This window comes from Burkholderia sp. AW49-1, assembly GCF_053427845.1.
Genome location: NZ_JBSAXF010000002.1, coordinates 127,506 through 140,915, shown reverse-complemented (window position 1 = coordinate 140,915; position 13,410 = coordinate 127,506). Strand labels below are relative to the sequence as shown.

Genomic DNA, 13,410 nt, shown 5'->3' with positions numbered 1-13,410 from the left:
TGGCGGGAAAACAGACCGCTTCTGCAATTTGACACTCGAGTTCTTGATACCCACTCGATTGTCAATCAACGGCCGGAACCCTCGCGGAGACGGCGCTTCCACTCGGTCGCGTAGTAATGATACCCCCCGTTGGCCTGCAGGATCCAGAGCGTAACGGGTTGGGCAATGAGCTTCTTCAGTTCGATCGTGCCGTCTGTCGACACCACGTCGAGCGTGAAAACGTAGTCCCGGCCGAGCGTCGAACGGCCGATAGCCCGCTGCACCACCAGGGCATTCGGCCCTAAGGGTGTGTCGATCTTGAGCAACCGCTCGTGTTGCAGGGTGCCGCGGCGGATCGCGTCATAGACGTCGCGCGCGGCCACCTCCCCGCGCCCGTCGGGTTGGATCGCCATCGATTCTCTCACTCGTTTTATTGATGTTTGCCTCGACAGCTTGCTGTCTGGCCCGCGCTCGCGATTGTACAAAAGTCAGGTGGAGTCGAACATCTAAGCAGTGCAAACATTTTGAGTAAGGCAACCAATATGCAACTATCTGTTCATCTATTTACTCCCTCGAAATTCATACGTCATCGGTATCCGACTTCCATATTGCTCACGGCACCGTAGTCGAGCAGCCCGCGGTAAAAAGGGGCTTCGCGTTAACGAGTTTTCGGCGAACCTTCTCAGCAAGAACGCATCCGTTCGCTGGCGGGGCGCGGCAGCTTCCGTTCAGGGGCCATCGCGCGAATCCGCCACGTTGAGAGACCGCAGCGGAGACGGGCGACTGCCGAGGCGCGTCACGCCGGGGTCCGCCAGTCTCAGCGACGTGTGCTCGAACCGCTGGAACGACTCGGCAATGTGCTTGCGCAGCAGCTCGACGTCCCACGGCTTGATCAGCAGCTTCTGGACAGAGCCGTCACCGGGCGCGTTGGCGATCGAATGCCCCTCGCCGTAGCTCGACAGCAGAATGCGTATGACGTCCGGATACAGCGCCTTCACGCGCTGCAGCAGGTCGATCCCCGACACGCTCGGCATGCGGAAGTCGGACACGATCACGCCGACGCGATGCCGCGCGAGCAGGTCAAGCGCCTCGTCGGGATCGGTGGTCGCGAGGATCTCGTAGCCGTCGCGGCCCAGCGCCTGCCTGAACATCTGCAGCGTCGCACGATCGCCGTCAACCAGTAGCAGCGTCCGGCGCAGCAGCTCGCGCTGCCGGCAGTGTTCGGGCAACTCCGAGCCGGCCGACAGCATGTCGGCGATTTCGTCACCGGTCACCGGATGGCTGAAGTAGTAGCCCTGCATCGCATGACAGCGGTGCCGGTTCAGGAACGAGAGCTGCGCTTCGGTCTCGACACCTTCGGCGACCGTCTCCATGTGGAGCGACTCCGCCATCGCGATGATCGATCGCGTCAGCGACGCGCCTTCCGCGCTGGTCGTGACGTCGCTGAGGAACGATCGGTCGATCTTCACGACATCGATCGGCAAGTCCTTCAGATAAGACAGGCTCGAATAACCGGTGCCGAAATCGTCCAGCGACAGCACGACGCCGAGTGCCTTCAGTTCGCGCAGTGTGTGCGCGATCGCATTGCAGTCCTGCATCAACACGCTTTCGGTCAGCTCGAGTTCGAGCGACGCCGGTTCCAACCCGGTATCCTTAAGCGTCCTGCGCACCATGCCGGCCACGTCTTGCTGTCGGAACTGGCGCGCCGACAGGTTGACCGCGATGCGGATCGGCGGATGGCCGTCCCGATGCCACGCGACGGCCTGCGCGCACGCGGTGCGCAACACCCACTCGCCGATCGGCAAGATCAGCCCGGTTTCCTCGGCGATAGGGATGAAGCGGTCAGGCGGAATGATGCCGATTCCCGGCCGTCGCCAGCGAATTAGCGCCTCGACCCCGCTGATCTGCCCCGTCTTCAGATCGACCTTCGGCTGGTAGTACAGCTCGAGTTCGCCGTTCACGACGGCCTGGTGCAGCGCGTTTTCGAGGACGGCATGCTCTTCCACGCGAGCACCCATTTCGCGCGTATAGAAGCTGTAGCAGTTGCGCCCGTGCTCCTTCGCGCAATACAGCGCGGCGTCGGCCGTTTTCAGCAGCGTCTCCGCGTCCGTGCCGTCGGTCGGACACAGGCTGACGCCGACGCTGGTCGACACGTGCAGATCGTGCCCGTTGAGCACGAACGGTGCAATGAAAGTGTCGAGAACCTTGCGCGCGATCGCATCCGCGTCCGACGGCGTCGACAGGTTGACCAGCATCACGACGAACTCGTCGCCACCGAGCCGCGCGACCGTGTCGCCATCGCGCACCGAACTCTTCAAGCGCGCGGCGACCACCCGCAGCAGACCGTCGCCGACCGAATGGCCGAAGCTGTCGTTGACGTGCTTGAAACGGTCGAGGTCGAGCACCATCACTGCGATCAGTTGCCCCGTGCGCCGCGCCTGCGACATCGCCTGCTCCATCCGGTCGCTGAGGAGGTTGCGATTCGGCAGGCCGGTCAACGCATCGTGGTTGGCGAGATATTCGATGCGCCCCTGCTGCACCTTGCGCTCGGTGATGTCCTGCACGATGCCGCGCAGGATGATCGCGTGGTTCGGATCGCGCCCGGCCTCCGCGAGGTGCAGCACATGGCGCTCGGTGCCGTCCGGGTGAATCAGCCGATGCTCGAGCGAGAACGCGACGCCTTCGGTGCGCAGGCTTGTATACGACTGCACGAGCAGCGGCTGCTCGTCGGTCGGCACCGCCTGCAGCAGACGTTCGAACGTGGGCGGCGTGCGCGTGGGGTCGAGCCCGAGGATCCTGAACAACTCCGGCGACCAGTATCCGTCGGTCCGCCCGGCCTGGTACTCCCAGTTGCCCAGGTGCGCGAGCGCCTGCGCATGCGTGAGCCCGACCTCGGTGGTCGCCAGCTTTTCGACGGCGGCTGCCGCGCGCAGCAAATACCGGATCCGGTAGCCCAGCAGCTTCCAGCGCATCGGCTTCGATACGAAATCGGTCGCGCCGGCGTCGAACGCACGGGCGATCGATGCGTCGTCGTCGTTGCCGGTCAGCATGACGATCGGCACGCGGCGGCCTTCCGGCAACGCGCGCAATGCGCGGCAGCAGTCGAAGCCGTCGCCGCCGGGCATTTCGACATCGAGCAGCACGACCGCAGGGCGATGACGCAGGAACGCGGCGATGCCCTCGTCCGGCCCCGTCGCTTCCTCGACGCGAAAGCCTTCGGGCTCCAGCGTTTCGACGACCAGCAGGCGCGTCATCGCATCGTCATCGATGATCAGAATCGCCGGCACATCGGCATTGTCCTGGTTCACGACCGTCCTCCTGTTTGGTCCGCTGCGCGATCGCCGCGGCGATCGGCTGGCGACCGTTCGAGCTTCAACCGGTCACGCGCTCGGCGACCAGCGCCGCATGCGCGTGCTCGAATTCCGCATCCGCGCCGGCCACGAGCGGCGCCGCGGCTGGCACGTCGGCTGCGCGCGCGAGACGCTCGATCTCCCGGCAGCGGGCCGACAGCAGATGGGCGCCCACGTTCGCGCTGCTCGATTTCAGCGTATGGGCGGCCAGCTTCAGCGCATCGGCGTCGCCCGCTGCGGCGGCCGCGCGCATGTCACCGATCAGGCGCGGCGCATCGAGCGTGAACTGATCGATGATCCGGGTCAGCACGTCGGGGCGGCCCGGCCGCTGGAGCGCGCGCAATGCATCGAGCGCCTTGCGGTCGATCACGTCCGCGTCGTCACCCGCGCTCGCTGCCGCCGCCCCAGCCGCGGTAGCGGGACTCGGTTCGATTTCGGCACGGCTTACCGCCTCTTCGCATGCAGCGGCCGGCGCGCACGCGTTGCCGCGAACGTGGCGCGCGAGCGTGTGCAACAGCGCGTCGCGGCGGAATGGCTTCGCCAGATAGTCGTCCATGCCGGCGGCGAGACAGCGCTCGCGGTCGCCGCTCAGCGCGTTCGCCGTCAGCGCGATGACCGGCACGCGCGGCGAACCGGTGTCCGTTTCGCGCCGACGCAGCCGCCGCGTCGCCTCGAAGCCGTCCAGCCGCGGCATCTGGCAGTCCATCAGCACCACGTCGAATGCATCGTTCGCAAGCATGTCGAGAGCCTGTTCGCCGTCGTCGGCCACGGCGACTTCGTAATCGGTGTCCTCCAGCATCGCCAGCGCGATCTGCTGGTTGACCGCGTTGTCCTCGACCAGCAGCACCCGTGCCGCGATCGCATCGAGCCGCCGGTCGTCGGGCGGCGCGGCGCCATCGACACCATCGGCGCCCGGCACAGCCGCCGGCAGCCGCGGCGGCATCACGCGCATTGCCGATGCGATCGCCGCATGAAGGTTGGCGCCGTGCAGCGGCTTCGTCAGCCGCGCGGCGATGTCGAGCTCGTGCGCGACCTGCACGCTGTCCATCATCTCGAACGCGGTCAGTGTGATGATCCTGAGCGCACGCAGCGACGGATCGTGGCGGATGTGCTGCACGAGCGAGATGCCGTCCATCCCCGGCATCCGCACGTCGACGATCGCGAGGTCGAACGGCGCGCCGTCGGCGACCGCGGCCCGCAACTGCGCGAGCGCGTCGTCGCCGCCGATCGCCGTGGCGACGCACAGCTGCCATTCGATCGCGTGTTCGAGCAGCACGCTGCGATCGGTCTCGCTGTCGTCGACGATCAGCACCTTCAGCCCAGCGAGCGACGGCCTCGCGAACGGTGCGACGCCCACCACGCCGGACACCGGTTCGTATCGCATCGTCACGGTAAACACCGAGCCCTTGCCGGGCGTCGATTCGAGCGTGAGCGTGCCGCCCATCATCTCGGCCAGCTGGCGCGAAATGACGAGCCCAAGCCCGGTTCCGCCATACTTGCGCGCGATCGAGCTGTCTGCCTGCTGAAACGGCTGGAACAATTCCGCGGACACCTCCGGCGCGATGCCGATCCCGCTATCGGCGATCGCGAACACGATGCGGCCGTCGTCCACATACGATACGTTCAACTCGACGTGCCCGCGTTCCGTGAACTTGATCGCGTTGCTGAGCAGGTTCGTCAGGATCTGTCGCACCCGGACCGGGTCGCCGCGCATCCATTCCGGGACCGAGTCGGCGCGATTGACCACGAGCGCCAGTTCCTTGCGTCGTGCATTGGGCTCCATCAGCGCGACGACGTCGTCGAGCAGTTGATGCAGGTTGAAATCGATGCGTTCGAGCGTCAGCTTGCCGACCTCGATCTTCGAGAAGTCGAGAATGTCGTCGATGATGACGAGCAGCGTCTGGCCGGATCGGTACACGGTATCGACGAACTTGCGCTGCTTCGACGTCAGCCGCGTCCGCTGCAGCAGTTCGGTCATGCCGAGCACGCCGTTCATCGGCGTGCGGATCTCGTGGCTCATCCTCGCGAGAAACTCGGATTTCGCCGAATTCGCGGCTTCGGCCGTCGCGATCGCTGCCTGCAGGTCGACGTCGCGGCGCTCGATTTCATCGAGCATCATGTTGAAGCCGGCGATCAGCGCCGCGACTTCGTCGCTGCCCTGATGAGACATCCGAAGCGACAGGTCGCTGCCGCTGCGAATGCGTGCCATCGTGCGCGTCAGGCTCGACAGAGGTCCGGAGATCGACGTGCCGAGCCGATGGCTGATCACCAGCCCGCCGATCGCCAGCAAGAACGATACCCCCACGATCATCACGATCGCAGTTGCCACGGCCCGGTAGACGTCCGATACGATCCCGCGCTGCTGAAGGTCGACGCGCACCGCCTCCTGTTCCGTATACGCTGCGAGGCGATTGGCCGTCGTGTCGACATCGGCGACGATGCTCTGCATGGCGACGTCGTTGGACAGCATGTCGGACTTCACCGCCAGGATACGGTGCGCGGATCCCGCCAACTCCGTGGTCAGTCCGATCACGCCCTCTGCGCGCTTGGCATTGCGCGGCCCGTCCGCGACAAGTGCATCGCGCAGCGCGCCGGCGGATGCGGTCAGCGCGCCGAGATTCCTTCGCAGCTCGTCGTCGGCGCGCTTCAGGCGGTCAGGACTTTCGCCTTGCGCGATCATGCGCAGGTCGAACGCCAGCGTGTTGATGCCGCCGTTCACGGCGGCCGACAGCGACGCGATCCGCGCGGCGCGCTGCCGGAATGCGATCGCTTCGTCGAGGCGCTGCCGCGCGTTGACGATCCGAAGCGCGAACGGGTCCGCGATCTCCGCCAGTTTCGCGTCCAGCGCATCGAGCGATTGCAACACGCGGTCTTCATGCGCACGGTAGCGCGCCGCGACGGACGGATCCGCGAACATGCCGGCACGCAGCGCGACGAGGCCGACCTTGCCGTCGAGGATGTCGTCCGCCACCCGGGTGAGCGCGTTCGTCAGGCTCTGTGCCGCAGCCGCGTCGAGATGTGGCGCCGCGATTGCGAGCGCCTTGCGCGCACCGTCGATGGACGCCTGCATGCGCTCGCGCAGCGGCGCGAGCCGGTACCGGTTCGGCGCGACGTCGACGCGGCCGGCGACGGCGATGATCTCCTTGACGTCCATGCGCGCCTCGTCGAGCGCATGAATCGTGCGGTTGTACGCGGTATTGGACTCCAGTGCGCCGCTCACGGCGGCATCGGCGTCGCTGTCCAGCCGGTCGACCTGCTTGCCGATCGCGTTCAGCAGCGCATCGCCTTGTGCCTGGACGCGTTCGATCAGCCGGCGTTCGGCGGCGAGTTGCGCGTCGCCGCGCAGCCGCTTGTCGACGCCTTCGTTCATCGACGCGAGCATCGTCCTCAAGCCGGTGGACGGCACGTCGACGCCGTGCCCGTCGATCGCGCGCACGGCCGCCGTCACGCGTGCGATCCGCTGCAATTGCGTGTCGATCTCCGACGACGCCTGCTCGCGCTCCAATGCGTCCTGCGCGCGCTCAAGCCGGCCGAAGTCCACCGCAAGCTCCGCGTATGCGCGCTGCAACTCGTTGCTGCGCACCTGCAGCGGCAGCGATTCGGTCGTCAGCGTGCGCACACCCGACGCAATGCCGTGCACCGCGATCAGGCTCGTCACGGAAATCGCCACCACACCCAGCAGCATCAGGCTGGTGCTGGCGACGAGCTTAGCCTTGATGTCCATGCAGCCCTCCAGGATCGGGCGGCCCGCGCGCGGCCGCCCAGCCGCTCATCTGGCCGGCCCGTCCAGCGGCGTGACGCGGCCGTGCGCGATTTCGGTGAGGAACACGTCGTTCAGCGCCTGGTGATCGTCGGTGCTTAGGTTGGCCACCAGGCCGCCGAGATCGAGACGCCGGATCGATTCGAGCGCCTGCTTCAGCGTTGCCCGGGTGGGTGCCGGTCCCGCCCGTTCCAGTCCGATCAGCGCGACCTTCGCATCAAGGCAGCCCTCGATGTGCACCACGCCAATGTGTTCGTCCGGAAAGCGCTGGGCGATCAGCCGTACGCAGTCCCGGACCACGGGGCGCTCGCTCTGCGGCAGCGGCACGACCTGCGAAATCAGCATGCCGTTCCCTTCGTCGCCGATCAGGCGCAACAGGTCGTCGGGGCCGACGAACGACACCGCCGCGAGACGGGCCGTGAGGCCTTCGCGGTGCGCTGCGCGAATGAATGCGGCGACCGGCGTATACGGGCCGACCATGATGACGACGTCCGGCCGCGCGTCGAGTATGGCTGCGAGACCCGTCTCGACTGCCGTCGTGCCGCGACGGAACGTACCGGTGGCGACGACGTCGAGGCCGTGGCGGTGCAGCGCGAGCTGGGTGCCGGCCAGCACCGCTAGCCCGAAGCCGTCGTCCTGGTAGAACACTGCAAAACGCCTCGCGCGGTCGTGGGCAATCAAGTGATCGATCAGCACGCGCGTCTCGTCGTCATAGCTCGCCCGGATGTTGAAGACCTCCGGAATGACCGGCCTGCGCAGCGCCATCGCGCCGCTAAACGTACCGATGAGCGGAATGCCGGCGTCCCGGATCATTGGCAGCACCGCGGTGGTTGTCGGCGTGCCGACATAACCAAACAGCGCGAGGACGTTGCCGCGATCGATCATTTCCAGCGTCGTGTCCACCGTCCGCTCGGGCTCGTAGCGATCGTCGGCGACGACGAGGTCGATCTTCCGCCCGTGCACACCGCCGTGAGCGTTCGCGTCGTTGAATACGGCTTGAGCGCCGATCAACAGCCCGTGTCCGAGGCCTGCAGAATTGCCGGATTGCGCGTTGACCATACCCAGGCGGATCGTACTGTCGGTCACACCGGGCTCCGCCGCAATTCCGGCGCCCTGGCCGCTCAGTGCGGCGCAGCACACGATCATCGCCAGCGCCTGCCTGCCGCAGGGACGCGCAAGCGAGCGCAGTACGTTCGAATACCAGGTACCGGAACAAATCGGTGTGACTGACACACTCTCGTCCATGTTGAATCCCTGTCCGGCATCCCGTTATTCTGACTTGCTGGTGCATCCCGCCGCATACCACACGGCTGCCGTGGTACGAGTCAATTAGTCATATATATAGATGGCATATCTTGCGGCCGCAAGCCGTAGGCCAAAACAGGGTCATTACGTTTCAACGGAAAGGTGTCACGTCGTAGGCCTTCGTCGATAGAAGGGTGCGAAAACTCAGTGAACTTATGAGGTTGTGCATCGCGCAATAAAGTTGCCTGCGGCAAAGCGCCGCGAAGCCTCTTGTCAGCTCGTCGCTCTGTTGAAGTGACTATTGTGGGGCCGCCGGGCGGGCGCCTTGCGACCTGAAGTCGACATCTCCCCCGACACGACTGCAGCGGTTGCTTCCAAAGCACAACGGCCGTTCCATCGACCACATCGGTTGGCTGAAGGCCGTCCTATACGGACACTGGCCGCCCAGTGAATTCAATGGCCCCTTCGACATTTAGGAGAAGCATTTGAATTTCGACGTCGATTGGTCGACGGGACCATAAGTACGACCGCTTTCTGGCGCATGACAGCGCCTTTCTGATCGATTCAGCCTCGACATGGGACACGCGATTAAAAATCGAATGGGTCACGCGCCCTTAGTCCAAGCCACATATCAACAGAGCGACGCAGCGTTCGCAGGGCCTCCTCGTGCTCTGGGAATTCTGCAGGATCGATCGCGTCGCACCTGACCTTGGCCACGTCAATGCCGACGAAGTCGTCGATCGTCTGTTTGTCGAATGTGTTGTGCGGTGCAGGGACCCTGTCACCCCACGCTCGCTACGCCGCCTCGCGGGTAGCGAAGGATTCGCTGCCGCGCTGGCGCAGCAGGTTAAGCTTGGCGAGGTCGTGCTCCAGCAGGTCGGTGGCCATCTCTGGACGCTCGAACACGTCGCTGATGCGGATCGTGGGCACGTCCTTGAATAGCACCTCGCGCAGCTGGTCCATTGACTGCGTGTTGATTTCTAGGGTCTTCTGCAGCAGTTGCACGCTGAGCAGGTATTTCTTGGCGAGCCGCATCGTCCAGCTTCGCTTGGGCTCCGGGTAGATGCCCACGCCGATGCTGACCACGCGCAGATCCTCGTGCGCGTGCTCCAACGCGACGACCGCGTCGGCGATCGCGTACAAGGTGGGATTGTTAGCGCAGTAGCCGCCGTCGACCAGCTCGACACGATCCCCGGCCGCGGTAGTCACGAAGGTGCGATCGAAGAACGGAAAGGCCGAACAGGACGCCTGCACGGCCTTGGCCAGGGTCACGCCGAAGCCCGGCGCGAAGGTGGCCTTCGCTCTGCGCGAATCTCGACGACAAGGCACTGTCATCACGACTCGCGTTTATCATCAAGTCGGGCGCGTGCCGCTGCGATCGATTGGTGCAGCTTCGCCTGCAACGTCTCGCGTGGCGGTAGCACCGTGAGGTACTCAGCGACGTGAATGCCACTTTTGCCAAGCTCAAGCAATTCGATCTGTTCTTGCTTTTTTCCCGCACACAGGATGATGCCGATCGGCGGCGCTTCATCCGGCTCCTGCTCGTGCTTCGCGAGCCAGCGCAAGTACAGCTCCATCTGACTCTTGTATTCGGCCTTGAAGGATCCGAGCTTCAGTTCGATGGCAACAAGACGTTTGAGCTTGCGGTTATAGAACAGCAGATCAAGATAGAAGTCGTCATCGTCGATTGGCAACCGCTTTTGGCGAGCAACGAACGTGAAGCCTGCGCCGAGCTCCAGTAGGAACTGTTCCATCTCGCGCAGAATCGCATCTTCGAGATCGCGCTCGAGGTAGTGATCGTTGAGGCCAAGAAAGTCGAGGATGTACGGATCTTTCAGCACGAGATCGGGCGTCATCTGCTGCGCGTCACGCAGGTGCGCCACTTCGCGCCGGATCACTTCGTCGGGTTGGCGCGATAGCGCGCTGCGCTCGAACAACATCGACTGCATCCGCTCCTGCAACTGCCGCGACGACCAGCGCTCCAGGCGACAGAGTTCAATGTAGAAGTCGCGCTTGAGCGGGTCTTCGACGTACATCAACATCTTCAGATGGGTCCAGCTCAATTCTCTCCGCAGTGCGGAGAGAATTGACTCGTCCGGAAACACCTCGGCCGCGCGGATGCAGTGGCGCAATTGCTGCTCGCTCCAACCCCGGCCGTATTCGACTCTCAGCTGCCGGGCGAGCGCGGGGAGGATCTGTTGTCCGTAGCCCGCGCGCTCACCGCCCAGCACATCATCCCGAATGCGACAACCAACCTGCCAATAAAGTAGGGTCAGTTCAGCGTTGACGGCCGCCGCCGCTCGGGCGCGCGCCGAATCAATCATGCGGCGGATGTCGGTCAACAGGGATGCGGGGACGAGTTCGGTCATCTTGTCAGGAATGGAGGAATCGGCGGGCCGGCGCGCGCCAGCAGTGGCCACGTTACCGGAATCTCAGCAACGGCGGAACCCTGCTGGGCACTCCCCCAATTCTCTCCGCACCGCGGAGAGAATTCAGCCATCGGCCCGCCGAGGCCCTCGCCTGTCACCGCGCTAAATGTGCGCGCTCGCAATGGAGCATCGGCACCGCCAGAGACAAAGCCGCCCCTCCAGTCGCCCCGCCCGGATCGGAGAACCTCCAGGCCCGCGTGCGACGCAATGTCCAATGAATCCGCCCACCGGCACGTCGTCGCCCGCGCCAGAAATACAGGGGTGCCGGAACGGTGACGGCACCGCTTTTCGATCACCGCGCTGGGAGCGCTCAATTCCCTACGGCGAGTGCCGCGCACGCGGGGGCTTCGCCTATGTCCCAAAATGAAGGGTAACATAGCCCTTATCTTTGCCGGCCGAGCCCGTTTGCTTGGGCACCAGCCCGATCCAGGCTGCGAATTCACGCCCGGACCGAAACGTCTTCGCATCGCCCATCGTCGCGACGGCCGCCGTCGCCGTCAGGAGACCTACGCCCGGTATCGCCGCGATCGCCTTGCATGCCTTGTCCTCTCTCATCCACATCTGTAAGCGCCGTTCGATGCCGGCAATCTGCTTATCCAACTCCGCCAGCCCGTTCCACTGCTCGCGCAGCGTGTCGATCAGGATCGCCGGCAGACGATCGACCAGTCGCTCCAGTACGCTCGGTATCGCTTTGTCCAGCGCGGCTCGGCCTTTGCCCATCACTTCGCCGTACTCGGTCAGCAGGCCGCGCAGGCCGTTGATCTGCATCGTGCGGAACTTCACCAGTTGCTCGCGCATCCGGTGCAGGCCCAGCACCGCCTGTTGCGTTTCCGTCTTCACCGCAACCGATCTTTCTGCGTGCTGCACGGCAAGCCAGATCGCTTTCGCATCGCCCGCGTCGTTCTTGTTGCCCATCACGAACGCCTTCACGAATTTCCCCGGCATCAGCTTCACCTCGTGGCCCATCGCCGTGAGCCTGCGGGCCCAGTACTGCGAGCCCCCACAGGCTTCCATCCCGATCAGGCAGGGAGCCCGGTTCGCGAAATGCTCGAGGAATACAGCACGCTTCACCGGCTTGATCACGATCTCGCCCGTCTCTGCGTCGATGTAATGGAGTTGCATCACGTTCTTTGCAATGTCCGCACCCACTGTCATCTGCTTCATGTCGGAGCCTCCGGTTTGCCAGGAACTCTATGGTCTTCCATCTGGGCACTCTGATGCCGTCGGCCCGCGAGGCTCCGCCTTCCTGCCGGCTCCCATCGATCACGGGTGGGTGGCGTTCATATCATTTACTATGTTACCCTTCATTTCCTGCGCTTCGGAACGCGCCGTCAACGACGGCGCACTCTCGCGCACGTGGCCAAAGCGAATATTCTGGTCCGCGCAGTAACGTCGCCACGCGCGCCGATGCGCCGGATATTCTGTCGACGTCCAACGATTGCGGCATCCGATTGATGGCCAGTTGATCGCACAATTGTGCAGACGTCTGCACTTTCCGCCCGCAAATCCGTTTCCCACCTGGCCTCCCCTTAAACTGCCTCAGGACGCGTTCACTGCATCCTTGAACGCCTTCCCGGCACTGAACTTCACCGTCTTCGCCGCTGCGATCTCAATCTCTGCCCCGGTAGTCGGATTTCTGCCAGTCCGAGCCGCACGCTCCCCTCGCGAGAACGTGCCAAAACCGACGAGCTGCACGTTTTCGCCCGCACTGACCGCATACGTGATGACGTCGAGTACGACTTGGATGGCTTCGCTCGCGGCGACTTTGCTCAGACCGGCATCAGCCGCGACAGCGTCAATGAGTTCCTGCTTATTCATGAGTCAACCTTGTTCGATGAGTCGAGCTTCCACCCTACCGCATTAAGGCACACCCGGCAAATCGGGCACGCTTAGTCAAAGTTGGTGCTGCGTGCGGATCGGCGGTGCCCGCTGAACATTCTTTGAGCGGTATCCCTCGCACACGTCTCCTCAGGACCCGGTCAACTCGCGGCATGGCATGCACCCGGCTCCCTGCTTCCCGCCCTTAACCCGCGACCGTAGCCGATAGCGGGCAGGCATCAAGGAGCGCGGGACCGTGTTGCCCGCACCCCTCCCTCGCCTATTTCCTTGACGCCTGCCCGCTATCGGCTCCTTCAGTCGCACGGGCGGGAACCCGGGAGTCAGGCGGCAGCAACGCCAACCCCGAGTTCCACCGGGAGGTGTCCAGCCGCAACGGCAAGGCACACACCTCCTCGCCCGGTTCAGGTCCTCAACCTTGACTGTGGAGATTGCCATGCGACTCGCTTCCTCATTCCACTACAGCGCGCCGATGCTGCGCGCGGATGCGCCCCTTTCGGACGATCAGATTCGCCGCATCGCCCCGTCCATCTTCGCGGACGGCAAGCACGAAAGCCGCTCCGAGCGCTACACCTACATTCCCACCATCGATGTGCTGCGCGGCCTGCGCAACGAAGGCTTTCAGCCGTTCATGATCTGCCAAACGCGCGTGCGCGATTCTGGCAAGCGTGAATTCACCAAGCACATGCTCCGGCTGCGCCATGCCGACCAGGTCCCCGGCGAGGAAGCCGATGAAATCGTGTTGTTGAACTCGCACGACGTATGCGCAAGTTAGAGGCGGTTTCCGTCGTTACCTGGATGACGAGGGCAT

At 64.3% G+C, this 13,410-nt stretch carries 6 protein-coding genes and 3 pseudogenes; 1 reads left to right on the top strand and 8 read right to left on the bottom strand.

Annotated elements, in window-relative coordinates:
• Nucleotides 1-119: 119 nt before the first annotated feature.
• The 8 genes and pseudogenes from ACV22W_RS05465 to ACV22W_RS05430 form a co-directional block, all read right to left on the bottom strand.
• Nucleotides 120-392 (bottom strand): annotated as a pseudogene (locus ACV22W_RS05465) (hypothetical protein); the annotation flags it as partial.
• Between the two features lie 315 nt (nt 393-707).
• On the bottom strand, nt 708-3,287 hold the full coding sequence (locus tag ACV22W_RS05460) for an EAL domain-containing protein (protein ID WP_448018236.1): 2,580 nt from the start codon (nt 3,285-3,287) through the stop codon (nt 708-710).
• A gap of 64 nt (nt 3,288-3,351) precedes the next feature.
• Nucleotides 3,352-7,053 (bottom strand): response regulator, encoded by a 3,702-nt coding sequence (locus tag ACV22W_RS05455; RefSeq protein ID WP_448018235.1) that lies wholly within the window; start codon nt 7,051-7,053, stop codon nt 3,352-3,354.
• 45 nt (nt 7,054-7,098) lie between these two features.
• On the bottom strand, nt 7,099-8,334 hold the full coding sequence (locus ACV22W_RS05450; RefSeq protein WP_448018234.1) for an ABC transporter substrate-binding protein: 1,236 nt from the start codon (nt 8,332-8,334) through the stop codon (nt 7,099-7,101).
• Between the two features lie 795 nt (nt 8,335-9,129).
• Entirely contained in the window at nt 9,130-9,606 is a 477-nt protein-coding gene (locus ACV22W_RS05445) for a hypothetical protein (RefSeq protein WP_448018233.1), read from the bottom strand.
• A 62-nt stretch (nt 9,607-9,668) separates the two neighbouring features.
• Nucleotides 9,669-10,703, bottom strand: a complete 1,035-nt coding sequence (locus ACV22W_RS05440) for a PDDEXK nuclease domain-containing protein (RefSeq protein WP_448018432.1) — start codon at nt 10,701-10,703, stop codon at nt 9,669-9,671.
• A 423-nt stretch (nt 10,704-11,126) separates the two neighbouring features.
• A pseudogene (locus ACV22W_RS05435) lies at nt 11,127-11,927 on the bottom strand (IS110 family transposase); the annotation flags it as partial.
• Nucleotides 11,928-12,302: 375 nt separating this feature from the next.
• Entirely contained in the window at nt 12,303-12,581 is a 279-nt protein-coding gene (locus ACV22W_RS05430) for an HU family DNA-binding protein (RefSeq protein WP_448018232.1), read from the bottom strand.
• Between the two features lie 454 nt (nt 12,582-13,035).
• Between ACV22W_RS05430 and ACV22W_RS05425 the strand changes: the two are divergent.
• Nucleotides 13,036-13,371: pseudogene (locus ACV22W_RS05425) on the top strand (DUF932 domain-containing protein); the annotation flags it as partial.
• Nucleotides 13,372-13,410 lie beyond the last annotated feature (39 nt).

What these genes read in the sequence shown, in the direction of transcription:
- ACV22W_RS05440 (WP_448018432.1), bottom strand. Translation starts at nt 10,703, where the DNA reads ATGACCGAACTCGTCCCCGCATCCCTGTTGACCGACATCCGCCGCATG.
- ACV22W_RS05450 (WP_448018234.1), bottom strand. Translation starts at nt 8,334, where the DNA reads ATGGACGAGAGTGTGTCAGTCACACCGATTTGTTCCGGTACCTGGTAT.
- ACV22W_RS05430 (WP_448018232.1), bottom strand. Translation starts at nt 12,581, where the DNA reads ATGAATAAGCAGGAACTCATTGACGCTGTCGCGGCTGATGCCGGTCTG.
- ACV22W_RS05455 (WP_448018235.1), bottom strand. Translation starts at nt 7,053, where the DNA reads ATGGACATCAAGGCTAAGCTCGTCGCCAGCACCAGCCTGATGCTGCTG.